This is a genomic window from Tateyamaria algicola (genome assembly GCF_047715485.1).
Classification (GTDB): domain Bacteria; phylum Pseudomonadota; class Alphaproteobacteria; order Rhodobacterales; family Rhodobacteraceae; genus Tateyamaria.
In genome coordinates, this window is sequence record NZ_CP180422.1 from 2,558,010 (window position 1) to 2,582,812 (window position 24,803).

General features: G+C 61.9%; 20 protein-coding genes, 1 tRNA gene and 1 pseudogene. 15 read left to right on the plus strand and 7 right to left on the minus strand.

The features are described 5' to 3' along the window. Positions 1-3: 3 nt before the first annotated feature. Complete coding sequence (locus ACMHLQ_RS14980) at positions 4-1,224, minus strand: helix-turn-helix transcriptional regulator (RefSeq protein ID WP_415401511.1); 1,221 nt, start codon at positions 1,222-1,224, stop codon at positions 4-6. A gap of 64 nt (positions 1,225-1,288) precedes the next feature. After that, a complete protein-coding gene (locus ACMHLQ_RS14985) occupies positions 1,289-3,106 on the minus strand; it encodes a serine hydrolase (RefSeq protein ID WP_415401512.1) in 1,818 nt (605 codons plus the stop codon). 215 nt (positions 3,107-3,321) lie between these two features. On the opposite strand from ACMHLQ_RS14985, the gene ACMHLQ_RS14990 reads away from it, so the two are divergent. Continuing rightward, on the plus strand, positions 3,322-3,648 hold the full coding sequence (locus ACMHLQ_RS14990; protein ID WP_415401513.1) for a hypothetical protein: 327 nt from the start codon (positions 3,322-3,324) through the stop codon (positions 3,646-3,648). On the opposite strand, the gene ACMHLQ_RS14995 is transcribed toward ACMHLQ_RS14990, so the two are convergent. The 3 genes and pseudogenes from ACMHLQ_RS14995 to hemC form a co-directional block, all read right to left on the minus strand. Continuing rightward, positions 3,645-4,079 (minus strand): GNAT family N-acetyltransferase, encoded by a 435-nt coding sequence (locus ACMHLQ_RS14995; RefSeq protein ID WP_415401514.1) that lies wholly within the window; start codon positions 4,077-4,079, stop codon positions 3,645-3,647. The two genes, ACMHLQ_RS14990 and ACMHLQ_RS14995, sit on opposite strands and share 4 nt — an antisense overlap. Continuing rightward, positions 4,070-5,008 (minus strand): fatty acid desaturase family protein, encoded by a 939-nt coding sequence (locus tag ACMHLQ_RS15000; RefSeq protein ID WP_415401515.1) that lies wholly within the window; start codon positions 5,006-5,008, stop codon positions 4,070-4,072. Before ACMHLQ_RS15000 ends, ACMHLQ_RS14995 begins: the two co-directional genes overlap by 10 nt. A gap of 127 nt (positions 5,009-5,135) precedes the next feature. Next, a pseudogene (gene hemC, locus ACMHLQ_RS15005) lies at positions 5,136-6,103 on the minus strand (hydroxymethylbilane synthase). Between the two features lie 67 nt (positions 6,104-6,170). Between hemC and hemE the strand changes: the two are divergent. Both hemE and ACMHLQ_RS15015 read left to right on the plus strand, forming a co-directional pair. Continuing rightward, complete coding sequence (gene hemE, locus ACMHLQ_RS15010) at positions 6,171-7,214, plus strand: uroporphyrinogen decarboxylase (protein ID WP_415401516.1); 1,044 nt, start codon at positions 6,171-6,173, stop codon at positions 7,212-7,214. A gap of 53 nt (positions 7,215-7,267) precedes the next feature. Next, a tRNA-Met gene (locus ACMHLQ_RS15015) sits at positions 7,268-7,344 on the plus strand. A gap of 110 nt (positions 7,345-7,454) precedes the next feature. Here the strand turns inward: ACMHLQ_RS15015 and ACMHLQ_RS15020 are convergent. After that, the gene (locus ACMHLQ_RS15020) at positions 7,455-7,862 is read right to left on the minus strand and encodes an ACT domain-containing protein (RefSeq protein ID WP_415401517.1); all 408 of its coding nucleotides are present in this window, start codon (positions 7,860-7,862) and stop codon (positions 7,455-7,457) included. Next, positions 7,859-9,394, minus strand: coding sequence for a trimethylamine methyltransferase family protein (locus ACMHLQ_RS15025; protein ID WP_415401518.1), 1,536 nt, complete (start codon positions 9,392-9,394; stop codon positions 7,859-7,861). Before ACMHLQ_RS15025 ends, ACMHLQ_RS15020 begins: the two co-directional genes overlap by 4 nt. Positions 9,395-9,555: 161 nt before the next feature. On the opposite strand from ACMHLQ_RS15025, the gene ACMHLQ_RS15030 reads away from it, so the two are divergent. The 12 genes from ACMHLQ_RS15030 to boxB all read left to right on the plus strand — a co-directional run bounded on the left by ACMHLQ_RS15030 (position 9,556) and on the right by boxB (position 24,800). Further along, positions 9,556-11,970 carry a GcvT family protein gene (locus tag ACMHLQ_RS15030; RefSeq protein ID WP_415401519.1) on the plus strand — a complete coding sequence of 805 codons (2,415 nt, stop codon included), beginning with the start codon at positions 9,556-9,558 and terminating at the stop codon, positions 11,968-11,970. Between the two features lie 127 nt (positions 11,971-12,097). Next, a complete protein-coding gene (locus ACMHLQ_RS15035; RefSeq protein WP_415401520.1) occupies positions 12,098-13,135 on the plus strand; it encodes a TRAP transporter substrate-binding protein in 1,038 nt (345 codons plus the stop codon). A 66-nt stretch (positions 13,136-13,201) separates the two neighbouring features. Then, complete coding sequence (locus tag ACMHLQ_RS15040) at positions 13,202-13,759, plus strand: TRAP transporter small permease (protein WP_415401521.1); 558 nt, start codon at positions 13,202-13,204, stop codon at positions 13,757-13,759. Positions 13,760-13,762: 3 nt separating this feature from the next. Beyond that, complete coding sequence (locus tag ACMHLQ_RS15045) at positions 13,763-15,115, plus strand: TRAP transporter large permease (RefSeq protein WP_415401522.1); 1,353 nt, start codon at positions 13,763-13,765, stop codon at positions 15,113-15,115. A gap of 108 nt (positions 15,116-15,223) precedes the next feature. Continuing rightward, complete coding sequence (locus tag ACMHLQ_RS15050) at positions 15,224-15,985, plus strand: crotonase/enoyl-CoA hydratase family protein (protein ID WP_415401524.1); 762 nt, start codon at positions 15,224-15,226, stop codon at positions 15,983-15,985. Beyond that, the gene (locus ACMHLQ_RS15055; protein ID WP_415401525.1) at positions 15,985-16,446 is read left to right on the plus strand and encodes a MarR family winged helix-turn-helix transcriptional regulator; all 462 of its coding nucleotides are present in this window, start codon (positions 15,985-15,987) and stop codon (positions 16,444-16,446) included. Before ACMHLQ_RS15050 ends, ACMHLQ_RS15055 begins: the two co-directional genes overlap by 1 nt. Next, positions 16,443-18,215, plus strand: coding sequence for a feruloyl-CoA synthase (locus tag ACMHLQ_RS15060; RefSeq protein ID WP_415401526.1), 1,773 nt, complete (start codon positions 16,443-16,445; stop codon positions 18,213-18,215). The genes ACMHLQ_RS15055 and ACMHLQ_RS15060 overlap by 4 nt, the downstream gene beginning before the upstream one ends. Further along, positions 18,212-19,084: an amidohydrolase family protein gene (locus tag ACMHLQ_RS15065; RefSeq protein ID WP_415401528.1), complete on the plus strand. Its 873-nt coding sequence runs from the start codon at positions 18,212-18,214 to the stop codon at positions 19,082-19,084. The genes ACMHLQ_RS15060 and ACMHLQ_RS15065 overlap by 4 nt, the downstream gene beginning before the upstream one ends. Before the next feature lie 87 nt (positions 19,085-19,171). After that, on the plus strand, positions 19,172-20,698 hold the full coding sequence (locus tag ACMHLQ_RS15070; protein ID WP_415401529.1) for a benzoate-CoA ligase family protein: 1,527 nt from the start codon (positions 19,172-19,174) through the stop codon (positions 20,696-20,698). Beyond that, positions 20,698-21,504, plus strand: a complete 807-nt coding sequence (locus tag ACMHLQ_RS15075; RefSeq protein ID WP_415401530.1) for an alpha/beta fold hydrolase — start codon at positions 20,698-20,700, stop codon at positions 21,502-21,504. The genes ACMHLQ_RS15070 and ACMHLQ_RS15075 overlap by 1 nt, the downstream gene beginning before the upstream one ends. A 111-nt stretch (positions 21,505-21,615) precedes the next feature. Further along, complete coding sequence (gene boxC, locus ACMHLQ_RS15080; protein ID WP_415401531.1) at positions 21,616-23,274, plus strand: 2,3-epoxybenzoyl-CoA dihydrolase; 1,659 nt, start codon at positions 21,616-21,618, stop codon at positions 23,272-23,274. Between the two features lie 77 nt (positions 23,275-23,351). Further along, positions 23,352-24,800: a benzoyl-CoA 2,3-epoxidase subunit BoxB gene (gene boxB, locus ACMHLQ_RS15085; protein ID WP_415401532.1), complete on the plus strand. Its 1,449-nt coding sequence runs from the start codon at positions 23,352-23,354 to the stop codon at positions 24,798-24,800. The last annotated feature ends 3 nt before the right edge of the window (positions 24,801-24,803 follow it).

The window sequence follows — 24,803 nt, forward strand, 5'->3', positions numbered from 1 at the left end:
GCGCTATGCCGTTTGCGCCGCTGTGGTTTCTAAGTTTTGCCGGTACTGCGAGGGCGTCATGCCGACATCCTGCTTGAACACCCGGTAAAAGACCGAGCGCGAGTTAAACCCGACATCGTATGTGATCGCGATGACCGAGCTGTCGGTCGCTTCCAGCTGCCGCTTTGCCTCTTCAATCCGCAAGGCGTTCACGTAGTCGAAAAAGCTGCGCCCGATGTTGTCGTTCAGCGCCTGGGACACGTAGTGCCGCTTGGCGCCGACCGCTTCGGCCAGATCCCAGAGGGACAGATCGGGGTTCTGGTACAGCTTGTCCCGCGTCATTGCGGCCTCGATCTTGCCCGCGATGCGGGCGAGGCGGTTGGCATCCAGTCCCGAATGCCCGTATTTCCTGAAGTCCCTTGAAGGTGCGGGCCCTTCGACCGGCGCGCGCGGCGGTGGCAGCATGCCGGGCTGTTGGCGCACGCCCCAGATCGCGATGACCCAGAACAGGGCAATCTGGGCAATGGCGCTGACATAGAACGTGGCATGGGCGTCCTGTGTCCAGACCGGCGCGCCGACGGCGTCAGCCAGTATGCCAAGCAGGTTGACCACCCAGAAAAAGGAGACGGCGCCGGTCAAACACCAGATCCACCGCAATTCCCGCCCTTCGGTGCTGGCGTAGAGGTCCTTGAGCCGTGTCCTGTAGGACAAGAGCAGCCGCACCGTCAGAAAAGTGTAAAGCGGGACAAGCGCGTAAAAGACCAGTGTCACCGTCCACAGCAGCGCAATCGTCACCGGCTGAAGGGCCTCTGCGACCGGGGCAAGGTCCGGTGCCCAGAATGCCGCCTGTTGCAGCACCACAAAGACATAGACGAAACCGGCAAAGGCCACGGGCGACAGGTGCCATTTCAGTGCGGGTGGCCTGTGGGTGCGCGTCGGGTCCTGGGTCAGCCGACGCACGTAGAGCCACAGCAGGAAAGGTTGAACAACGCTCAGCGGGACTTCGGCCAGTTCGAGGATGACATTCAGCAGTGACATGGGCGCGCCCAGCGTCAGGTGCTCTATCGGCAGGGCCACAAGGCGCACGGTGTTGGACAGGAAAAACAGCCCAAGCGGCAGGCGGGTGCGCCGATTGGGGCCGGGCAAGAGCAGCAGATGGGTGCAAAAGGCCGACACCATCAACAGCCCCACGGCAAGTGCAAGGCGCCAGTTTTCAAGGTTTGAGAGGCTTGGTGAGAATTCCATGTCGGTGTGCCAAAGTCGCCGGGCCGCGAGGGCATGCACGCCCCCAAGGCCCAGCATGTGGTAATCAGAAGATGAAAGAGTCGTCGCTCAAGCCATCGCGGAACACGTCAAACAGGTCAACCTCGTTATCGCCATAGGAAATCTTCACATGGCCTCGCGATGCGATTTCGATCCGAAGGTCGTGGAGTGTCAGGCCCGTTGCCGAGAAATCCAGAACGTCAGCGTCAACATCAAAGCCGTAGATGCGGTCGTGGCCGGAATCGCCCTGAAACACGAAGACATCCGCACCCTGGCCGCCGGACATGAAGTCGTTTCCGCGCCCGCCATCAATGACGTCATCCCCGTGATTGCCACGCAGATGGTCGCGCCCATCGCCGCCCTCGAGTCGGTCGTGTCCACGTCCGCCTTGCAGCAGGTCGTTTCCATCACCGCCATCCAGCGTGTCATTGCCTGCGCGACCAAAGAGGTGATCCGCCCCCGTGCCGCCACCTATCTTGTCATTGCCACGACCCCCGCGCAGATGATCATTGCCATCAAGCCCCAGAAGATGGTGTTCGCCGTAAGGCGCATTCCCGGCCTCGTGCAGAACGTCGAAACGGTTCTGATCATCCCCGTCGATCCAAAGCGTCGATCCGTCCTGAAAGGTGAACGTGTCGGTGTCGAGGGTTTTGAGCCCGCCTTGGAATTTCAGGCTGGCGCCATCCAGGGTCAGCGTGGTTTCAGCCTCGCCCGTGACATCGACGCCTTCGCCAAAGTCGACATCCGCTGCCGACCCTGCAATTTCGAAACTGCGCGCATCGGCGTCAAAGCTGGCCCAATGCGTGTCGTTGAAGATCGCGGCAAAGGCGGCGACGAACAGATCGACCGGCTCTGCGTTCGAATGCGACATCGCCACCGAGACGATTGTGCCGCTGTCGACATGGACGAAAGTGGCGGAATTGGTGCCCAGCGTGCCGCCCTGAAACCCGATCAACTGCTGCCCGAACATCATGCCCGATGACAGCCCAAAGCTTTCGCCATTCGGGCTGGGTTTTCCGTCCTCGTCCCGGAAATCCAGTATCTCGGCCAGTTGATCGGGCGGCAGCAGGGTCTTGGACAAAAGCAGTGCATCCATGAAGCGGATTATGTCGCTGGTGGTCGACACAACCCCGCCTGCCGCACCCAAGTCGAGCGGGGCATCGGTCACCTCGATCGTCGTGGTGCCATCCAGATTTGCGTAAGAGTGCAGCAGGCGATCTGGCGTGCCCTGACCGAGCAGGGTGTCTGTCATGCCGGCGGGTGTGAATATCTGCGCGTCAAGGACCGCGTCAAAGGTCTGCCCCGTGAGGTTTTCCACGAGTTTTTGCAGCAGAAGGAAGTTGGTGTTGGAGTATTCATAACTCGTGCCCGGTGCAAAATTTGCAGGCTGGCCCGATGCGATCGCCAGCAGGCCGTCCGGGCCCAGCGGCTCGGTTGGATTGTCCAAAAGCTGCTGGATAAAAGCCGGCAGGCCATCTGTGCCGGGCACCGTGTCAAAGTCAGGAATGCCCGAGCGGTTTGCCAGCAGTTCGCGCACGGTGACCGTTTCGATATTGGCGATTCCTGCCAGACCGCTGATGTCCATTTGCGCGCTGAGCGGCGCGTCAAAGTCGATGATGCCCTCGGCCACGAGGTTCAGCACGACAACGCTGGTCATCATTTTGGTTTGCGAGCCGATTTCGAACTGGTCTGTGGCGCGTGCCGCCTCGCCTGTTGCGACATCTGCGGTGCCGCGGGCCTGCGCAACGGACAGGCTGTCGCGTGCCACCTCCATCAGCACGGCGGGCGCGGTGGTGGTTTTGAAAAACGTGTCAATTGCGGTGCCGGGCGCGTCCTGCAGGGCGCGTGGGTCAAAGAGAGCCATGTTATGATCCTTGGTCGTTGTCTTGCATCACCGGTCTGTGCGGTGTGTGGCCCATGTGTCAGCGCGCGGCGCCTTTTGCGTCCTGTTTGGTCGGCAAGGACAGGGTGTGTGACCTTGTTTTTGGCTGTTATGCCTGTGCGCCCGAATGTGCCCCCTTGACCCGTCGATAAAGTATCAATTGCCTCTGCCCCGCACATGGCAATGAGGGCTGGAACATGGTGAAGGAAAAGAAGTCATATGATCTTGATGTGCCTGTCACGGCAGCGATGGACAGGGAGACCATGATGGCCGTTGTGGAGCATGCGGCGCAGGTAACGGGATTGTACATCTCGCATATCGGTGGGTATTCGCGGGTCAAATACCCAGGCTCTGTCCATTGGCATTTCAAACGCGACAGGAAAGAGCGTGGATTGATCGATGCCACCTATTGGAAAGAGGGCGTGGCCTTTTGGTTGGTGGTGCGACACAGCGAACCGCAATGGGTGCATGACACGGCGCCCCATCTGCAAAAGGCGTTGATCGACGCGATGGCGCGACGTTAGGCGCGTGGGGGGACGCGCCGCAGTTGCATCCCGTGTTTCTCGTCCGCGCGAAAGCCGAGCCTTTCGTAAAAGCCGCGCGCGCCGGTGCCCTGACCGGTCAGCAGCATGACCTTGTAGGCATCCGCCGCCCATGCGGCATCAATCGCTGCCTGCATGGCGCGCACGCCGTGGCCCGCGCCCCGGACTGCGGGCAGGCTGGCCACGTTTTCGATCAGCGCATAGGGCCGCGCGTTGACGCGCAGGTTGGGCAGGACGTGCAGCGTGACCATGGCGCACAGTTGCGGGCCCTCGAAGCTGCCGAAGATGGTGGTGCCGGGATGGTCGAGGATGGCCTGAAAATTCGCCGGGTCGTCTGACGCCCCATCGAGCACATCATAAAGCGGCAGCACATCTGCATGATCCTCCGCGTCAAGCGGGCGGGTCAGCGCCATCCGGCCTCGGCCAGGGCGGCCCCGTAGCTGGGTGCGATGTTCATCTTGTCGCCGAGACCTTTCCTGATCAGCAGGTCGTGCATCCGTGGCAGACGCCAGCAGGGCACGTGCATGATCATGTGGTGTTCGAGGTGGTAATTTACCCAGTAGGGCGCGATGAAGGTCTTGGCCAGCGGCCCGGCTCTCGTTGTGCGCACGTTTCTGAACGGGTCTTCGGACATTTCCGTTGCGCCGTGTTCGGCGATGTTGCGCACCCGCAGCACGAACTGGAACCAGGTGAGATACGGCACGATCCAGAACGCGATGCCCCACCACCAGTCGCCGATCAGGCTGATTGCGAGCGCGATGCCGAAAAAGACAGGGAAGGCCGTGAAGATGGTATTGGATTTGAAGGCTTGGGCCGCATCGCCCTTGGCCGCCTCGATGGCGTCATCGTCCCCGGCCAGGCGCACGAACATCATGATCTGGCTGATCAGTTGCTTGATCCCGGTTTGTCCGGTCAGGTCGCGAATGAATTTGCGTTTGAGCGAGGCGCGGGACGTCGGAAAGTTCTGGCTGAGCACCAGATCGGGGTCCTTGTCCGTCTGCGTAAAGCGGTGGTGCGTCAGGTGGTAGTGCCGGTAGGCGGCGAGGTCGGCCATGATCGGCCAGCCACAAAGCCATGTGCCGACAAATTCGTTCAGCCAGCGCGTCTTGAACATCGCATTGTGCGCGGCCTCGTGCATGAGGATCGCAAGGCCAAGCTGGCGCGAGCCGATCAGTAGGATGGCGAGAAGAGCGGTGAGCGGGTTGGGCCAGAGGGCGAAGAGAGCGATGGCGCCCGCGATCACGCCCCAGCAGTGCAGGATCAGCGCCGCGCCTGCGAGGTTGGAACGTGCTGCGAGCGGGCGAATGTCGTCGGGGTCAAGATAGGCTTTGCCAGGTGTCATGGCCGCATCCTCCACCTTTAAGATGGGGATTGTGCCCGGGGTGCGTCAAGGGAAACGCCACGTCTATTGGCGGTGTGGGGCAGGGGCTTTGCCCCTCGGCGCGTGTGCGCCTCACCCCATGGTATTTTCAGTCAGAAGAAACGTGCCAATCGAAAAAGGCCGGTCCTGCGCGTTTGAGCAGGTCTTGGGCAAGGTCCGTGCCCATCGCTGCGCCGTCCTCGATTGAGCCTTTGCGCGTGTCGCTGAGTGCTTCGGACCCGTCCGGGCGCAACACCTCGCCGGTGAGGGTCAACGTGCCAGCCTCCAGCGTGGCGAGGCCCGCGATGGGCGTTTCGCAGGACCCATCCAGCGTGAACAGGAACTGGCGTTCGGCGGCGAGGCGCTGGCCGGTTTCCGTGTCGTGGATCGCAGCGAGCATCTGGGCCGTATTGCTGTCATCCATCCGGCGTTCGATCCCGATGGCCCCTTGGGCGATGGCAGGCAACATGTCGGTGGGCTCGACCGGCGTGGCGGGTACGTCGCTCATATCCAGACGGTTGAGGCCCGCGCAGGCGAGGAAGGTGCAGTCCGCCACGCCGTCCGAGAGTTTCTTGAGCCGTGTCTGCACGTTGCCACGGAATTCGACCACGGTGAGGTCCGGGCGTTTGTTCAGGAGTTGGGCGCGGCGGCGCAGGGATGAACTGCCTACCGTGGCGCCCGCAGGCAGGTCGGTGATGCTGGAGAATTTGGGCGAGACGAATGCGTCACGCACGTCCTCGCGCGGCAAGTATGTATCGAGGATCAGGCCATCCGGCTGGACAGTCGGCATGTCCTTCATCGAGTGGACGGCGATGTCGATCTTGCCCGAGGCGAGGTCTTCTTCGATCTCGCGGGTGAACAGGCCCTTGTTCCCGATCTCTTTCAACGGGCGGTCGGCGGCGACCATGGACCGGTCATCGCCCATGACCTTGATGATCACGATTTCGAAGGCCTCGTGCGGCAGATCGAAGGCGCGCGCCAGACGGCTGCGTGTCTCGTGTGCCTGGGCCAGAGCCAGGGGGAGCCACGGGTGCCGATCCTGAGCGGTGATGTCGGGGAAGGAAGTCGCACTGTCATGGGTTTATCTTTTAGGTGTGTCAACTTATCCTGACAACTGGAAACGATAAGTCAAAGGCTGTGCGTGATGAAAGACGGGGTTCAAACCAAGACGATTTTGCGGGCGCTGGCCGGGGAAACCTTGCCCACGCCGCCCATCTGGATGATGCGGCAGGCGGGGCGGTATCTGCCCGAGTACAAAGCGACGCGCGCGCAGGCGGGGGATTTCCTGTCGCTGTGCTACAACCCGGAACTGGCCGCCGAGGTCACGCTGCAGCCCATTCGCCGCTATGGATTTGATGCCGCGATTCTCTTTGCCGATATCCTGTTGGTGCCCCAGGCGTTGGGCGCCGATCTGTGGTTTGTGACGGGTGAGGGGCCGCGCCTGTCGACCATCACCGATCAGGCGGGCGTGGATGCGCTGAAGCCTGTGGACGCGATTCACGACACGCTGAACCCGATCTACGAGACGGTGAAGATCTTGCGCCGCGAGCTGCCCGAAGAGACGACCCTGATCGGGTTTGCCGGTGCGCCGTGGACGGTTGCGACCTACATGATTGCCGGGCAGGGTACACCGGATCAGGGACCGGCCCACGCCATGCGCGAGGGCGCCCCGGAGGCGTTTGATGCGCTGATGGCGCGCATCACGGCGGCGACGATTGAATACCTGTCCGCTCAGATCGACGCGGGCGCCGAAGTTGTGAAGATTTTTGACAGCTGGGCTGGGTCGCTGAAGGGTGAGGCGTTTCAGAAATACGCCGTGGCCCCCTGTGCCGAGATCACGGCCGCCCTCAAGGCCCGCTATCCGCACATCCCGGTTATCGGTTTCCCGCGCGAGGCGGGGGATGGCTATGTCGGGTTCCACAAGGCGACGGGTGTGGATTGCGTTGCGCTCGACAACTCAGTCTCGCCCGACTGGGCGGCGGCCCATGTGCAGGTCGATGGCTGTGTGCAGGGCAATCTGGCCTCGTCCCACATGGTGACGGGCGGGCAGGCCCTGGTGGATGAAACGCGCGCGATTGTGCAGGCGTTTTCGAAGGGTCCGCACATCTTCAACCTCGGGCACGGGATCACGCCGGATGCGGACCCTGAAAATGTGACGCTGATGATCGAGACGGTGCGGGGCGGGTAAGGCCGATTTCTGGCTTGACGACTCCCGGGGGCTGTCATAGGTCACGCCTCCATGGCGCGGTAGCTCAGTTGGTTAGAGCGATCGACTCATAATCGATAGGTCGGGAGTTCAAGTCTCCCCCACGCCACCATTTACCACCGTCGTCAGAAAGTCAGCTGATCGGATCCCTTGGGGCCGTCGGACTGGGGCTCTGCCCCAGACCCCGTGGTATTTTTGGTCAGAAGAAACGCGGGTGCGCTGTCATGATTTTGCGGCCCTTTGCGCGGCGAGGAGGGCGGCGCAGGCGGGCTCGGCTTGATCCTCTGGGACAAAGATATGGTCGTGATGGAATGCCGCCACCACGTTGCACGAGATACCCTTGTCTGCGAGCGCCTTGGCCACGGCGGCGGTCAGGCCGATGCCTTCCAGATCGGAAAAAACGTTCAGCGTGATCAGTCGCATCGGTGGGCTGGCCGCAAGGGCATGGGTGGCCGCGGAGTCTGCGGGCAGGATCAGGGTGGTGCCTTCGGCCTCGCGGATGAGGGCAAACGCCTTGGGTGCCAGCGATTGGATGAGGCCCGCATCCGTGAGGCAGCAATAGACCCAGAGACCGGGCTGCAATTCGGGCGTCATGCCTGCGATCATTGCCATGGTGTCCTTGACCGTCATTTGTGCCCCTGCGGATGTTGGATGTCGAAGGCTGCGCGAATGGCGGCATCCGTTGCGGCATCGATATAGGACGGGTGGTGGTTTGTCAGGACCTCGGACACACGAGCGCTGGCGCGATCCCAGGCGGTCAATGCGCCGCCCTCTTCCCATGTCTTGGGCGTGTCGCGGTCGGCCAGCGAGGGGTAGACATAGTCGCGTTCCATCGCCGCGATGGTCTGGAGCCCGCCAAGGAAGTGCCCTTCGCCCTGAACAGCGGCACAAATGCCGTCGAAATCCAGCGCATCGTCGCTGACTTCGACCCCGCGCAGGATGCGGTATGTGGCGGCGTGCATTTCGTCATCCAGCACGAAGCCCTCGAAACTGACGCCAAGCAGCGCTGCCGTCATGCCAGCGCTTTCGTAGATCAGGTTGCCGCCCGCGAGGGCTGCGGCGAGTGATGTCAGCCCTTTTTCCTGCCCGTATTGCGCATCGATGGCCTTGGCATCGGTCATGCAGGCGGCGACGCCGGAAACAAGGCCGAGGTGGTTGATGATTTGGGCCGAGGCGGCATTCATCACGCCGATCTCTCCGCCCCCGCCAGCAAAGGCGCCTGTGCGCAGGTCGATGACGAGGGGCCAGTTTGAAAACACCATGGGGTGGCCCGGTTTGATCGCATGCACCATGACGAGGCTGGCCAGTGTTTCGGCCAGCGATTGGGCAAGGAAGCCTGCGAGTGTCGCAGGCGCTGTCGCCCCGGCCTGTGCGGCCGTGATGCAGCTGAGCGGGATGTTGTGATCGAGGCAGGCATAGACGGTGTCGACCGCATCCTCGCCAAAGCGCATGGGCGAGATCACGGGGCTGATATGCGCCTTGACGAAGGGGCGTTTGGCGAATGCGCCATCGCCCCCGGCCAGCATGTCGAACATCCCCACGATGGGTGCGACGTGATTGGCCAGGGTAAAGGCGGTTGCGACGGGTTTGGTGGTGTTGCGCATGAGCGCATAGGCAGTGTTGACGTCCAGCGCCCATTCGTCGGCCATGTCGCCCGCAATACAGCAGCGGGTGAACCAGCTGACATTGGTGAGTGTGTCCTGGAGGCGGGTGAAATCGTGCAGGTCCTGCAGGGTGGACGGGCGGTAGAGCCGCGTGTGCCGGTCAAGTGTTTGCACGGCTGCACCACCGGTGCCGAAGTGCACGGCATCGCCGCCGACCTCGATTGTGCGGGCGGGGTCGCGTGCGTGGAGCGGGAAAGTCGTGGGCGCGTGTTCTATCGTCTCTTCGACCAGCGTGCGGGGCAGCGACACGCGACCGTTCGCGAGGGTTTGTGCGCCCGCGGCCTCGAGCGTTGCGCGCAGGCGGTCGGGGACCTCGCCCATGCCGAGATCGCAAAGCAGGCGCAACGCGGTGTCGTAGATCGCGGTGATGTCGTGCGTTGAGAGCGGGCGGTATTGCCCGCCGGCTTGGCCCGGAGGAGCGGGATTGCTGGGCGGGCCTGCGGCGCGGGCGGCCTTGCGTGCCTTGCGCCCGGCGCGGCGTGGGGTTGGATCGGACATGGGATCAGGGATGGCCCTCGGGCTGTTTTGCGCAAGCCCCCGTTTTTAAATTCCACGTCTGTGAATGCATATTTTCAGAACCATGAAGGTGTGCTGACGCGATTGACGGGCGGGCTGGTGTCCTGATTGTTCCGCCGGACATGCAAGAGTGGAGGCCAGCCATGAAGACCCAGACACGTGCCGTTGTGATCGGCGGCGGTATCGCGGGATGTTCGACCCTGTACCATCTGACCCAAGAGGGCTGGACCGATGTGGTGCTGGTGGAGCGGGACGAGTTGACCAGTGGTACCACCTGGCATTCGGCAGCGCAGGTCACGAATTTTGGCATGACCCAGACGATGGTGGGGCTGAAGTCGCACTCCATCAAGCTTTACCAGGAGTTGCGCGACGATCCGGACTACCCGGTGCAGTACAACCATGGCGATGGGGGCATTCGGCTGGCCAATACGCAAGCGCAGATGGATGGGTATCGCCACTTTGCCTCGATGGCGCGGGGCATGGGGGTCGAGTTCGAGGTGATCGATGCCGAGGAGTGCGCGCGCCGCCATCCGTTGATCTCGACGGACAACCTGCTGGGTGGTTTGTGGGACGGCAATGATGGGGATATTGACCCTGCGTCTTTGTGTCAGGCGCTGGCGCGCCGTGCCCGCAAGGCGGGGGCCGAGGTGTACCGGCAGACCGAGGTCACGGGCCTGACCCAGCACAAGGATGACAGCTGGACCGTGCATACGACCAAGGGTGACATTGCCTGCGAAGTGGTGATCAACGCCTGCGGGTATCGTGTGAACGAGGTGGGTGCGATGATGGGCGTGCACCATCCCGTCACCTCGATGGAGCATCAGTATTTTGTCACCGACGAGATTCCCGGCATTGTCGAGGCCGGTCACCGCATGCCGCTGCTGCGCTGCCCGATCAGCGACTATTACTGCCGTCAGGAAAAGAACGGCTTGCTGCTGGGCTTCTACGAGCAGGATTGCAAGACCTGGGGCATGGACGGGATTTCGCCGGATTTCTCGAACGATCTGTGCCCGGATGATCTGGATCGGATTACCGATGTGTTGGAGGGCGCGTTCGAGCGGATGCCTGCCCTGACAGAGGTGGGCATCAAGAACGTGGTGAACGGGCCCATCACCTACACCATCGACGGCGCGCCTCTGGTCGGGCCGATCCCGGGCAAGCGGAATGCCTTTTGCATCATCGGCTTGCGCGCTGGTCTGGGCGAGGGCGGTGGCCATGGCTGGCTGCTGGCCCAGCAGATTGTGCATGGCGAGGCGTGCTATGACACCTGGGTGATCGATCCGCGCCGGTTCACCGGACACGGCAACGTGGAACTGACGGCCCTGAAGGCGATCGAGGATTATCAGAACGAATTCCGCTTTCATTTCCCCCACGAACACCGCCCTGCGGGTCGGCCCATGAAAACAACGCCTCTGACGCCGGTTCTGGCCACCGAAGGGGCGGAGTTTGCCGTTGTGAACGGGTGGGAGCGGGCGGAGTATTTCAAGCCCACACCTGACTTTGACGTCACCCATGGCTTCCACTTTGATGAAGCGTTTGGCGTCGTGGCCGAAGAGGTGGCGGCAGTGCAGAACGCCGTAGGTTTGGCAGAGGTCAACGGGTTCAACCGGATCGAGATCACGGGGCCGGATGCGCATGACTTCCTCGACCACGTGATCTGTGGCCGGGTGACGCGCAAGGCGGGCAAGGTCGGGCTTGGCTATCTGCTCAACGATCATGGGTGTGTCAAAGCCGAAGCGACCATTGCCAACATCCCCGATGGGCCAGTCTGGTACGGCTCTGCCGCGGCGGCAGAGTGGCATGACATGGATTGGCTCAACGCGCATGCAGGTGGGTTCGACGTGTCGCTGCGGTCGCTGACGAACGACCACACGATCCTTGTTCTGGCGGGGCCAAAGGCACGCGATGTGCTGAGTGCTGCCAGCCGCGCTGATTGGTCCAAGGCGGCGTTCCCGTGGCTATCAGTGCGCCGGGCCTTTATCGGGATTGCCCCTGCCGTGGTGATGTCTGTCAGTTTTTCGGGCGAATTGGCCTATGAAATCCATGTGCCCAACAACCAGCTTTATGCCGCCTACCTTGCGCTGCGCGCGGCAGGCGAGGCCCACGGCCTGCGCCTGTTTGGATCGCGCGCGGTGGAGTCGATGCGGATGGAGAAGGGGTATTTGCACTGGAAGGCTGACCTGATCACCGAGTTCGACCCGTTCGAAACCGGGCTGGATCGGTTCGTGAAAATGGACAAGGCATTTGTCGGCAAGGCCGCATTGCAGGCGCGTCAGGACAAAGGGGCGCAGCGCCAGCTGGTCAGTATGGTCATCGACAGCACCACGACACCGGCCCATCCGGGCGCATCCGTGATGCAGGATGGTGCAGTGGTGGGCACTGTGACGTCGGGTGATTGGGGGCACCGGCTGGGCCTGAACCTCGCTTATGCCTTTGTCGCGCCGGAGTTTGCGGCGCAAGGCACTGAATTCACGGTAGATATGCTCGGCCATCTCATCCCCGCCCGGGTCGTTGCCCCCGGCCCCTACGATCCAGAGACCACACACCCGCGCAGTTGAGGCATGCGGGCACAAACCTGCGATATAGTTACAAAGGCGGGTGACAGACATAGTTGCGTTGCATAACAATTCCCCTCGAAGAGCGAGTCAGGCGTCTCATGCCCGACCGGTATAAGGGAGGAAATTCATGTCACTCACACGCAAATCATTCCTGAACATGGCGGGGGCCGCAGCGCTTGCCGCGATGTCGGGAACGGCGGCGCTGGCGCAAGAGGTTACGCTGTCGTTGCACCAGTTCCTGCCCGCGCAAGCCAATGTGCCCAAGCTGGTTCTGGATGTCTGGGCCGACAATGTGGAAGCCGCATCCGATGGCCGGATCAAGATCGACCGCTATCCGTCGATGCAATTGGGTGGGCGCCCACCCGAGCTGATGGACCAGGCCATTGACGGCGTGGCCGACATCGTCTGGACCGTGGTCGGCTATACGCCCGGCCGTTATCCCAGCACCGAGGTGTTCGAGCTGCCCTTCATGATGACAAATGCGCGCGCAATGTCCTCGGCTTACTGGCAAATGTTTGAAAAACATATGAAAGACACCGAGTTCAAGGATGTGCACATCCTCGGCACATGGGTCCACGGCCCTGGCATGATCCACGTGAACAAAGAGGTGAAGACCCCCGCCGACATGGAAGGCCTGAAGATCCGCGGCGGGTCGCGCACGGTCAACAACCTGCTGGAAAAGATGGGTGCGACGCCCGTTGGCATGCCCGTCCCAGCCGTGCCCGAAGGCCTGAGCAAGGGTGTGATCGACGGCACCACGATCCCGTGGGAAGTCACCGCTGCGCTGAAAGTGCCTGAGCTGGTGGGCAACCACACCGAGTTCGAGGGTGAGGCGCTGTACACGCTGACCTTTGTGCTGGCGATGAACAAGGATCGCTATGAGGGCCTGCCCGCCGATCTGCAGAAGGTCATCGATGACAATTCGGGCCTTGAGTTCAGCATCTTTGCCGGTGGCACACAGGCGGATTCCGATGGACCTGCACGTGCGCTGGCGGTGGACAACGGCAACAACATCGTGACCGTGTCGGGCGCTGATCTGGACGCATGGCGCGCCGTGTCGCAGCCCATCTATGACGAATGGGTCGCGGATATGGAAAGCAAGGGTATCGACGGTCAGGCCCTGATCGACGAAGCCCGCGCGTTGATGGACGCATATGACGGCTAAGCCGTTATCCGGGGTCGTGGCCAAGGCTGCCGCGACCCCATTTTACCCAATAAAAAGAGGCGTTTGATGCACCGGGTGGTGAAATGGCTGTCACGGATGTCTGCCGTGATCGGCGGACTGGTTCTGCTGGTTTTGGTGGTACTGACGACGCTGTCGATCATTGGCCGCGAGCTGTCCAAGCTGGGGCATGCGATGTCGGATGGCTGGCTGGGCGGGTTGATCCTGGCCAGTGGCATTGACGAGATCAATGGCAGTTACGAGCTGACCGAGGCAGGCGTGGCCTTTGCCATCTTTGCCTTTTTCCCGGTCTGCCAGTTCTACGGCAACCACGCGACCGTGGATGTGTTCACGTCGGCCCTGCCGCGCCGGGCGCTGGCCTGGTTGTGCGCCTTTTGGGAGATCGTGCTGGCGTTGGTGATCGTGTTCATCAGTCTGCGACTCTACGATGGCATGTTGCGCTATCTTGGCAACGGCGAGACGACGCTGTTCCTGCAATTTCCGGTCTGGTGGTCTTACGCCGCAAGCGTCGGGGCTGCGATCATCGCCAGCCTGACGGCCGTCTATTGCGCCTATGCGCGCGTGGTCGAGGCCGCGACCGGCCGCATGATCCTGCCCGAAGGTTAACCCATGGACTGGATACGCGACGTAGTGCAATTCGTAGGGTTAAGCCGGCTCGAGCTTGGGTTCTGGTCCTTTCCCATCCTGCTGGGCCTGATTTTTCTGCGCGCCCCCATCGGGTTGGCGATGTTCCTGTGCGGCCTTGTCGGTTGGGTCTTTGCCATGAATGGCAACCCGACCCCGATCCTGGCCAAGCTGAAATCAGAGACCTACACCACGTTCTCCAATTACTCGCTGACCATCATCCCGATGTTCCTGCTGATGGGGCAGTTCGCGACCCTGTCGGGCATGTCGAGCGCGCTGTTCAAGGCTGCAGAGGGGTTTCTGGGCCACCGGCGCGGCGGCGTGGCCATGGCCTCTGTGGGGGCCTGCGCAGGCTTTGGTGCGATCTGTGGCTCGTCCCTTGCCACTGCCGCCACGATGAGCCGCGTGGCCCTGCCCGAGCTGAAGAGATACGGGTATTCAGGCGGTTTCTCGACCGCGACCCTGGCTGCCGGGGGGACACTTGGCATCTTGATCCCACCCTCGGTCATCCTCGTGATCTATGCGATCATCACCGAACAGAACATCGCCAAACTGTTCCTTGCCGCGTTCATTCCCGGCATCCTCGCGGCCATTGGCTATGTCATCACGATCTCAATCTATGTGCGCCTGTACCCCGATTCCGCAGGGACGCGCCCGCCTGTCCCCATGGTCGAACGCTGGAAAGCGCTGGGCGAGACGTGGCCCGTGCTGGCCATTTTCGCGCTGGTTGTGGGCGGCATTTATGCCGGGTGGTTCACCCCGACCGAAGGTGCCGCTGTGGGGGCCGCAGGCACCGGAATCGTGGCGCTGGTGGGCGGCAACCTGACGTGGCGCGTGCTGGGTGAGGCGCTGATCGGGACGGCCAAGACGACGGCCATGATCTTTTTCATCGTGCTGGGTGCCTCGCTTTACAACAACTTCCTCGCGCTGTCGGGTGCGCCGCAATGGTTGGCGGATTTCGTTCTGAACCAGGGGTTTACGCCCATTCTGGTGCTGAGCGTGATCCTTGTCTTCTACCTTGTCTTTGGCTGCGTGATGGACAGCCTGTCGATGATCCTGCTGACGGTGCCGATCTTTTTCCCTGTCATCTCGGGTCTCGATTTCGGGATGACGCCCGAGCATGTGGCGATCTGGTTTGGCATCCTTGTGCTGATCGTGGTCGAGGTTGGGCTGATTACGCCACCTGTCGGCATGAACCTGTTCATCATCAACGCGATGGACCGCGAGACGCCGATGACCGAGACTTACAAGGCGGTGCTGTTCTTTGTCGGGTCAGACATTGTGCGGGTCATTCTGCTGGTTCTATTCCCGGCGATCACGCTGTTCCTGATCCCTTAACGCGCAACGTTTGGTGGGGGTGCAGCGAGAGGCGGGCGCAATGCCAGCCTTGCGCGCTTTGGCCGAGTCGTGCTTGGATAGTTATGAGTTATAACCAAAGGGGTGCAGATGCCCGATTTGCTGATCGATGTGCAGGACACGATTGCCGTTCTGACCCTGAACAGACCGGATAAGCGCAACGCGATGTCCGATGGTCTGCTGTCCGAGATCGACGGGTTCTTCCGTACGCCTCCGGATGGTGTTCGGGCGGCGGTGATCACCGGTGCGGGTGGCCATTACTGCGCGGGGCTGGACCTGAGCGAGCACGTGGCGCGCGATGCCGAGGGCACGCTGCATCATTCGCGTGGTTGGCACGCGGTGATGGACCGGGTGCAGGGCAGCGGCCTGCCGGTTGTGTCGGCCCTGACAGGTGCGGTGATTGGCGGGGGGCTGGAACTGGCGACCTCGACCCATGTGCGCATTGCCGAACCGGACTGCATCTTTCAACTGCCCGAGGGGCGCCGCGGCATCTTTGTCGGAGGTGGGGCGACAGTGCGGGTGGGCCGTATTCTTGGCCCGGATCGCATGACCGAAATGATGCTGACCGGTCGGAAGTACGGAACAGATGAGGCCGTCGCGCTGGGGCTTGCGCATTACGCCGTGGGGGCGGGCGAGGCGCTGCCCCGGGCACTCGAGGTGGCCCGCCAGATCGCCGGGAACGCACCGCTGAGCAATTACATGATGATCCAGGGGATTGCGCGCATTGCCGACATGTCGCGCCAGGATGGCCTGTTTGTTGAGAGCATGGCGGCCGCGCTGGCGCAGACCTCGCCCGATGCGGTCGAGGGGTTGGCCGCATTCCTCGACAAGCGCGCACCGAGGTTTCGCTGATGGCCCGTGCGGCGCCTGATCATAATGTATCGGCCGTGTCGGATGCGTGCCTGCGCGATTTTGTCGGCTACAACATGAAGCGCGCGTTCAACGTGCTTCAGGCCGATCTGACCGCGACGTTGGAGCCGATGGGCCTGCGCATGCTGACCTATTCCGCGCTGGCGCTGATCGTTGAAAATCCGGGGCTGCGCCCAAGCCAGTTGGCGGCGGCCCTTTCGGTCGAGCGGGCCAATGTGGTGGTTTATGTCGATCAATTGGAAGAAGCTGGCTGGGTCACGCGCGCCCCGTCCGCCACGGATCGGCGGGCCTATGCGCTGCAATGCACGATTGCGGGGCGGCGGACCTATGACAAGGCACGCGCGGCGGTGCGGGCCCATGACCGGCGGATGCTGGAGGGGTTGCGCGAGGTCGAGATTACCGCCGTGAAGAAGGCGCTGGCGCGGATCGAGGGGCGCGCATGACCGAGCATCTGGGTCTGCGTCCGCACAAGGTGGTGCGGGAGGATCGGGCGGACGGGACGATCCTGTTGCGCTCGGGCTATGAGATGTCGGCGGTGGATACTTCGACGGGCGTGTGGCTGGACCGTTGGGCAGAGGCCGCGCCGGAGCGTGTGTTCCTGGCGGAGCGGTCCGGCGAGGGGTGGCGGACTCTATCGTATGGCGAGGCGAGGGAGCGGGTACGCACTGTCGCGGCAGGCCTGCTGGCGCGCGAACTGGATGGTCCGATCCTGATCCTGTCCGGCAATTCTGTGGATCACGCGCTGTTGTCGCTGGCTGCTCAGTATGTGGGGCTGGTGACCGTCCCTGTGGCCGAGCAGTACAGCCTGATCCCGGCGGCGCATGGGCGGTTGCGATATGTGGTTGATCTGGTGAAGCCCGCGCTGGTCTATGCGGCGGATGAGGCCGCCTATGGCGACGCTTTGGCCCTGTGTGGGTGCCCAGCGGTCTGTTCGGTTTTGGATGGGTCTGGGGCAGTGGCGTTTGATGCCTTGCATGGGGACGGCGACGTAGATGCGGCCCATGCAGCAGTGGGGCCGGACACGGTTGCCAAGCTGTTGCTGACCTCCGGGTCCACTTCGAACCCGAAGGCAGTCGAGACGACCCATGGCATGATGACCACCAATCAGGCGCAAATCCGCGACGGTCTGCCCTTTGTCGCGGCGCGCCCGCCTGTGCTGGTCGATTGGCTGCCGTGGAATCACGTATTTGGCGGCTCGCATAACTTTAACCTCGTGCTGGCCAATGGCGGAACGCTCTACATTGATGATGGCAAGCCGTTGCCTGCCCTGTTCCCGCGGACGGTGGAGAACTTGGGCAAAGTCTCGGGCACGATATCCTTCAACGTGCCAGTGGGCTTTGCGCAACTGGTGCGCGCGATGGAGGCGGATGCGGACCTGCGAGAGACGTATTTTCGCGACCTCGACATGATCTTTTATGCAGGTGCGTCCCTGCCACAAGAAACGTGGAGAATACTAGAGCGTATGGCTTTGAACACAGCGGGGCGGATGCCGCTGATTACGTCCAGCTGGGGGTTGACCGAGACTGCGCCTGCGGCGCTGCTGCAGCATGAACCGGCGCATGGGGCGGGCATTGTCGGTGTGCCGATGACGGGTGTCACGGTGAAGCTGGTCGATGACGGCGCGGGACGGATGGATGTGCGAGTGAAGGGGAACAGTATCTTTGCCCGATATCACGACAATCCGCGGAAAACGGCTGAAGTCTTTGATGATGAGGGGTTTTTCATCACCGGAGATGCGATGCGGTTTGTCGATCCTAGGGATATCAATCGGGGTTTGCGCTTTGATGGGCGGTTGTCCGAAGACTTCAAGCTGAGCACGGGGACATGGGTGCAAGCCGCGCAGTTGCGCCTTGAGATGCTGGCGCTGTTGGGGGCACTGGCGCAGGATGTGATCGTGTGCGGGCACGGCCGGGATGAGGTTGGAATTTTGATCGTTCCGGGGCCCGAGGCGAGCGACGGTACACGGGATGGGGCAGCGCTATGCTGCGCAGCATCTGCGAACATACGAAAGCGTATTGAAATGCAAAATATGCAAACCAGCGGGTCGGCCCGTGTCGTGACGCGTGCGCTGGTGCTGGCCGATCCGCCTGACATGGGTGCGGGTGAGATGACGGCCAAGGGGAACATCAATTTTGCCCGGCTGCTTGAGCGGCGGGCAGATCTAGTGGAGCGGCTATATGACGACAATGACCCGGCGAGCATCGTACCATGATTGATCTGGACAAGGTACGTGCGATCGACATCCACACGCATGCCGAAGAACCCTGCGGGTGTCACGGCGATGACGGCTATGACGAGTTGCAATCGACCATGGCGGAGTATTTTCGCGCGCCATGGAAACACCCGCCCACCGTGCCCGAGACGGCGGTGCATTACCGGGCGCAGAACATCGCCGCCGTGATCTTTCCCGTCGATGCAGAGCGCGAGACGGGGTATCGCCGCTATGCCAATGAGGAAGTCGCGGAGATTGCGGCGGAAAACAGCGATGTGCTGATCCCCTTTGCGTCGATTGATCCGTGGAAGGGCAAGATGGGGGTGCGCGAGGCGCGTCGGTTGATGCGCGAGTTTGGCATCAAGGGGTTCAAGTTTCACCCGACCATGCAAGGGTTCTATCCCAATGACCGCATGGCCTACGCACTTTACGAGGCGATCGAGGCAGAGGGCGGCATTGCGTTGTTTCACACCGGGCAGACGGGCGTGGGATCGGGCATGCCGGGGGGCAACGGGATGCGCCTGAAGTATTCGAACCCGATGTATATGGATGATGTCGCGGTGGACTTTCCCGACCTCAAGATCATCCTCGCCCACCCGAGTTTTCCCTGGCAGGAGGAGGCGCTTGCCGTCGCGCAGCACAAGCCGAATGTCTATGTCGACCTGTCTGGCTGGTCCCCGAAATACTTTCCGCCGATCCTCGTGCGCTATTGCAACTCGATCCTGAAAAAGAAGGTTTTGTTCGGATCGGACTGGCCCATGATCGCGCCCGAACGCTGGCTGGCGGATTTCGAGGGGATCGACATCAAGGACGCGGTGCGCCCGGACATCCTGAAGCACAACGCGGCGCGGCTGTTGGGGTTGCAGTAAACTGCCGAGATGCGGTGCCATTGTTGCGGCGGCATGTCGCAGGACGCAATATAAAGCATCTTTACGTGTCTTTTGGGAGGAGGGCGCATGAGCAACGCAGCCAGCTATTTTGTGGATCGCCATGTGGACGAGGGGCGCGGCCAAAAGGTTGCCTTTCGTGAGGTCGGCACGGGGCGCAGCCTGACCTATGGTGCCCTGGCCGAGATGTCGGGGATCGCCGCTGCCGCCTTTGCCGCGCATGGCGTGGCGCGCGAGGAACGGGTGGCAATGCTGGTGCTCGATCAGATCGAATTTCCCATCCTGTTCTGGGGTGCGCTGAAGGCCGGGGTGATCCCTGTGCCGCTGAACACGCTGCTGGCGACCCCGGTTTACGATGCAATCCTGCGTGACAGCCGCGCGACGACGTTGATCGTGTCGGATGCGTTGTGGGAGGTCGTTGCCCCTGTCATCGCCGACAACCCCTATCTGAAATCGGTGATCGTGATCGGCGCCGCCCCGTGGGGCACCATCGGCTTTGACGCCTTTATGGCGCTTGCCGACGGCCCTATGCCCGCGTTTGAGGCGAGCGATGACGAGACGGCCTTCTGGCTCTATTCCTCGGGCTCGACCGGGCAGCCCAAGGGGGTGACCCACGTGCATTCCGCGCTGCGCGCAACGGCGGATACCTATGGTGCGCAGGTGCTGGGCATGCGCGAAGATGATGTGGTGTTTTCAGCTGCCAAGTTCTTTTTTGCCTATGGCCTGGGCAATTCGATGACGTTCCCGATGTCGGTAGGGGCGACGGTTGTGATCTTTGGCGGGCGGCCAACGCCGGACGGAATTGTGGACATTCTGCGCGGCGAACGGCCATCAGTGTTTTGCGGTGTGCCGACGCTCTATGCCGCGATGGTGGCGCATATGGAGGCGGCGGGCGCGCCGGATGTGCCGCTGCGCATCTGCATTTCGGCAGGCGAGGCGCTGCCTGAGGAAGTGGGCGCGCGCTGGCACGGTTTGATGGGCGCGCATATTCTGGACGGCGTCGGATCAACCGAGATGCTGCACATTTTCCTCAGCAATGCGCCGGACAATGTGGTTTACGGCACCTCTGGCGTGCCCGTGCCTGGCTATGACGTGCGTCTGGTCGATGAGGCGGGAGCAGAGGTCGGCGTGGATGAGGTGGGCGAGTTACTGGTCAATGGGGCCTCTGCCGCAGGGGGATACTGGAACAAGCGGGAGAAGACCCGCAAAACATTCGAGGGCGTATGGACGCGCACAGGTGACAAGTACGAACGTCGCGCTGATGGGCGGTATGTGTATTGCGGGCGCACGGATGACATGTTCAAGGTGTCTGGTATCTGGGTCAGCCCGTTCGAGGTGGAGCAGGCGATTTCGAGCCATGGTGCTGTGCTGGAATGTGCCGTGGTGGCCAAGCGGGACGGGGACGGGCTGGAAAAGCCCAAGGCCTTCGTCGTGGTGAATGGCACGCGCCCGGACACGCTGGAAGACGCGCTGCGCGACCATGTGAAGGACCGCATCGGCAAGTGGAAGTACCCCCGCTGGATCGAATGCGTCGAGAGCCTGCCCAAGACGGCGACGGGCAAGATACAGCGGTTCAAACTGCGTGAGGATGCATGATGGAGTGGGCAGCAGGCACGGTTTCGGTCGAAGGGCATACTCTGGAGTATGGGTGCTGGGGGCCTCCGCCGGGTGTTGCGCCGACCTTGTTCATGCTGCACGAAGGGTTGGGATCGGTTGGTCTGTGGCGCGACTGGCCTGCCAGGTTGGCGGAGGCAACGGGCATGGGCGTGCTGGCCTATTCGCGCGCTGGGTACGGGCGGTCCTCGCCTGCGCCTTTGCCGCGCCCGTTGGACTACATGACACGTGAGGCGGTGGATGTTCTGGGCCCGATGCTGGACGCGGCTGGGGTGCAATCGGCGATTTTGCTGGGTCATTCGGATGGGGCGACCATTGCGGGCCTTTATGCCGGGTCGGTGTCGGATATGCGGGTGCGCGGGTTGATCCTGATCGCGCCGCATTTCATTGCCGAAGCCGAGGGTCTCGCGGCCATTCGCGCGGCGGGAGCGGCCTATCGCGACGGGGATTTGAAGGTGCGGCTCGCACGGCATCACGATCATCCTGATGTGGCCTTTTACGGCTGGCATGATGCGTGGACAGACCCTGGGTTTGCTGACTGGAACGTGGGCGATTGCATTGATCACTGGCGGGTGCCTGCGTTGATCGTGCAAGGGTCGGACGATCCTTACGGCACCCTGGCCCAGGTGCACGAAGCGGAGGAGCGCGCCTATTCCCCCGTCGAGAAGCTGATTGTCGAAGGTGCGGGCCATGCGCCGCATCACGAGGCAGAGGCGGTTGTGACCAAGGCCGTTGCCGGGTTTTGTGCGCGGTTACGTGCCTTTGAGGATGAACCGGGTTTGGTCTGAAGTATGTACTAAAGTGCATGAAATTGGCATTCCAGGTGCCGTAAGCTGCAAAATAGCCCGGTAGCAATGTAGCATACTGCTACTTTGCCAGATGTAAGGCGTATCTGATTCATGGCCCATGTGATCGATTTCCAAACCGACCCGACGCAATACCGCCATTGGCGGGTCGAGTATGACGGGCCTGTGGCTAACCTGTTCATGGATGTGGACGAGGATGGCGGGCTGTTCGATGGCTACCAGCTCAAGCTCAACTCCTACGATCTGGGTGTGGATATTGAACTGGCCGACGTGGTGCAGCGCATGCGCTTTGAACACCCGGAGGTGAAAGTGGTCGTCATGCGCTCGGCCAAGGACAAGGTGTTTTGCGCGGGCGCGAACATCCGCATGCTGGGCGGCGCGGCGCATTCCCACAAGGTGAACTTTTGCAAGTTCACGAACGAGACGCGCAATGCGTTCGAGGCAGCCGAGGCGGAGAGCGGTCAGAAATACATCGCCGCTGTCAAAGGGGCCTGTGCCGGTGGCGGGTACGAATTGGCGCTGGCCTGCAATCACATCATGCTGACGGACGATTCCTCGTCCTCTGTCTCTTTGCCCGAGGTGCCGTTGCTGGCGGTGTTGCCGGGCACGGGTGGGCTGACCCGTGTGACGGACAAACGCCATGTGCGCCGGGATCTGGCGGACGTGTTTTGCTCGACCGAAGAGGGGGTCAAGGGCAAGCGCGCGGTCAAGTGGAAGCTGGTGGATGAGGCGGTGCCAAATTCCAAGTTCGATGAGGTCGTGGCGGCGCGGGCAGCGGAGTTTGCGGCGGCATCTGCCAAGCCGGACGTGTCAAAGGGGATCGCATTGGGCCCGTTGGATCGCGTGATTTCCGAAGATGGGTCGGTGACATATTCGCTGGTCGAGGTGAGTGTTGATCGCGCAGCGCGCCGCGCGGAAATCACGATCAAGGGTCCGGACGGGCCTGCCCCCGCCGATGGAGCCGCGTTGGCGGCGGAAGGTGATCAATCCTACATGCTGCGCCTTGCGCGCGAGTTTGACGACGCAGTGCTGCATCTGCGGCTGAACGAGGTGGAACTGGGCGTCTGGGTGATCCGCACGCAGGGTGACCCGCAGGCGGTGTTGGCCCATGAGGCGGCGGTGCTTGGCTCGGACCACTGGTTGGCGCGTGAGATACGGCAATACTGGAAGCGGGTGTTGAAGCGGGTCGATGTGACCTCGCGCTCGCTGGTCGCTCTGGTGGAACATGGCAGTTGTTTCGCCGGGGTGCTGGCGGAACTGCTGTGGGCTGTGGACCGCAGCTATATGATGGAAGACGAATTCGAGGGCGACAATCGGCCTCTGGCCGTCGTGACCTTGAGCGAAGGCAACTTTGGCAGCTACCCGATGGGCAATGGGCTGACCCGTTTGCAGACTCGGTTTTACGGCGCGGACGGGATCGCCGATGCGCTGCACGCCCATGTGGGTGAGGCGCTGGAGGCCGAAGAGGCGGATGAGTTGGGCCTTGTCACCATGATCCTGGACGACATCGATTGGGAGGATGAAATCCGCATCTTCCTCGAGGAGCGGGCCAGTTTCTCTCCGGATGCCATGACGGGGATGGAGGCGAACCTGCGCTTTGCCGGCCCCGAAACGATGGAGACGCGGATTTTCGGGCGTCTCACTGCTTGGCAGAACTGGATTTTCAATCGTCCCAATGCGGTTGGGGCAGAAGGCGCGCTGCAGCGGTATGGCACCGGCGTGCGCGGCAATTACGACATGGAACGTGTGTAACAGGGCACCAGATTTTTAAGAAAAAATCTGGCCGCAAAATTACTTAATTTTGCGATCCCGCTTTGGAGGAGATGACGATGGACTTGATCAACGTAAGCTATGACAGCCAGATCCCGAACAATGTGGGCCTGAGCGAGGATCGCAAGGTGCTGAAGGCGCTGGAGAAATGGCACCCCGGCTACATCAACTGGTGGAATGACCTGATCCCACAGAACTTTCAGGAAAGCATGGTCTATCTGCGCACTGCCGTGAGCGTAGACCCAAAGGGCTGGGCCAAGTTCGACTATGTGAAGATGCCCGAATACCGCTGGGGCGTCTTGCTGGCACCCGCGGTCGAGGACCGGCGCATTCCCATGGGCGAGCATTATGGCGAGCCAGCCTGGCAGGAAGTGCCGGGTGAGTACCGCAACATGCTCAAGCGCCTGATCGTGATCCAGGGCGACACCGAGCCGGGGTCGGTCGAACAACAGCGCTTTCTCGGCCTCACCGCCCCCAGCCTTTATGACATGCGCAACCTGTTTCAGGTGAATGTGGAAGAGGGGCGGCACCTCTGGGCGATGGTCTATCTGCTGCAAAAATACTTCGGCAAGGATGGTCGCGAGGAAGCGGATGACATGCTTGTCCGCTCGTCCGGGAGTGAGGAGGCGCCGCGTATGCTGGGGGCCTTCAACGAGGAGACACCCGACTGGCTGTCTTTTTTCATGTTCACCTATTTCACCGACCGCGATGGCAAGATGCAGCTGGAATCGCTGGCGCAGTCCGGCTTTGACCCGCTGTCGCGCACTTGCCGCTTCATGCTGACCGAGGAAGCGCACCATATGTTCGTGGGTGAAACCGGGGTGGGCCGCACCATTCAGGCCACGCTCGAGGCGATGCAGGCCAATGGCATTGATGATCCTTACGACATCGACAAAATCCGCGATCTGGGCGTGATCGACCTGCCCACGATCCAGAAAAAGCTGAACCTGCATTACACCCTGTCGCTCGACCTGTTCGGGCAAGAGGTGTCGACCAACGCCGCCAACGCGTTCAACGCGGGCATCAAGGGGCGGTATATGGAGCAGCGGATCGAAGACGATCATAAGTTGCAGAGTGACACTTACGCCGTGGCCAGCATCAAGGATGGCCAGATCGTAACCGAGGATGTGCCTGCGCTCACTGCCATCAACATGCGTTTGCGTGATGACTATGTGCGCGATGCATCGGGTGGTTTGCGTCGCTGGAACAAGCAGATCGCGCGCACGGGCATCCAGTTTGAACTGGCGCTGCCGCACGAAGGGTTCCACCGTAAAATTGGCATCTTTGCCGGTCAGCCGATCACGCCAGAAGGGGACTTCATCAGCCAGGAAGAGTGGACCAGCCGCCAGACCGAGTGGTTGCCCACCAAGGAAGATGGCGCGTTCATACAATCGTTGATGAAGCCGTGCTATGAACCGGGGAAGTTCGCCAGCTGGATTTCGCCGCCCCGCGTGGGCATCGACAACAAGCCGGGCGATTTCGAGTATGTCAAACTGCACATGGCGTGAGGA

Coding starts and splice junctions, on each gene's coding strand:
- ACMHLQ_RS14980 (WP_415401511.1), bottom strand. CDS start 1,224: ATGGAATTCTCACCAAGCCTCTCAAACCTTGAAAACTGGCGCCTTGCA.
- ACMHLQ_RS14985 (WP_415401512.1), bottom strand. CDS start 3,106: ATGGCTCTCTTTGACCCACGCGCCCTGCAGGACGCGCCCGGCACCGCA.
- ACMHLQ_RS14990 (WP_415401513.1), top strand. CDS start 3,322: ATGGTGAAGGAAAAGAAGTCATATGATCTTGATGTGCCTGTCACGGCA.
- ACMHLQ_RS14995 (WP_415401514.1), bottom strand. CDS start 4,079: ATGGCGCTGACCCGCCCGCTTGACGCGGAGGATCATGCAGATGTGCTG.
- ACMHLQ_RS15000 (WP_415401515.1), bottom strand. CDS start 5,008: ATGACACCTGGCAAAGCCTATCTTGACCCCGACGACATTCGCCCGCTC.
- hemE (WP_415401516.1), top strand. CDS start 6,171: ATGAAAGACGGGGTTCAAACCAAGACGATTTTGCGGGCGCTGGCCGGG.
- ACMHLQ_RS15020 (WP_415401517.1), bottom strand. CDS start 7,862: ATGACGGTCAAGGACACCATGGCAATGATCGCAGGCATGACGCCCGAA.
- ACMHLQ_RS15025 (WP_415401518.1), bottom strand. CDS start 9,394: ATGTCCGATCCAACCCCACGCCGCGCCGGGCGCAAGGCACGCAAGGCC.
- ACMHLQ_RS15030 (WP_415401519.1), top strand. CDS start 9,556: ATGAAGACCCAGACACGTGCCGTTGTGATCGGCGGCGGTATCGCGGGA.
- ACMHLQ_RS15035 (WP_415401520.1), top strand. CDS start 12,098: ATGTCACTCACACGCAAATCATTCCTGAACATGGCGGGGGCCGCAGCG.
- ACMHLQ_RS15040 (WP_415401521.1), top strand. CDS start 13,202: ATGCACCGGGTGGTGAAATGGCTGTCACGGATGTCTGCCGTGATCGGC.
- ACMHLQ_RS15045 (WP_415401522.1), top strand. CDS start 13,763: ATGGACTGGATACGCGACGTAGTGCAATTCGTAGGGTTAAGCCGGCTC.
- ACMHLQ_RS15050 (WP_415401524.1), top strand. CDS start 15,224: ATGCCCGATTTGCTGATCGATGTGCAGGACACGATTGCCGTTCTGACC.
- ACMHLQ_RS15055 (WP_415401525.1), top strand. CDS start 15,985: ATGGCCCGTGCGGCGCCTGATCATAATGTATCGGCCGTGTCGGATGCG.
- ACMHLQ_RS15060 (WP_415401526.1), top strand. CDS start 16,443: ATGACCGAGCATCTGGGTCTGCGTCCGCACAAGGTGGTGCGGGAGGAT.
- ACMHLQ_RS15065 (WP_415401528.1), top strand. CDS start 18,212: ATGATTGATCTGGACAAGGTACGTGCGATCGACATCCACACGCATGCC.
- ACMHLQ_RS15070 (WP_415401529.1), top strand. CDS start 19,172: ATGAGCAACGCAGCCAGCTATTTTGTGGATCGCCATGTGGACGAGGGG.
- ACMHLQ_RS15075 (WP_415401530.1), top strand. CDS start 20,698: ATGGAGTGGGCAGCAGGCACGGTTTCGGTCGAAGGGCATACTCTGGAG.
- boxC (WP_415401531.1), top strand. CDS start 21,616: ATGGCCCATGTGATCGATTTCCAAACCGACCCGACGCAATACCGCCAT.
- boxB (WP_415401532.1), top strand. CDS start 23,352: ATGGACTTGATCAACGTAAGCTATGACAGCCAGATCCCGAACAATGTG.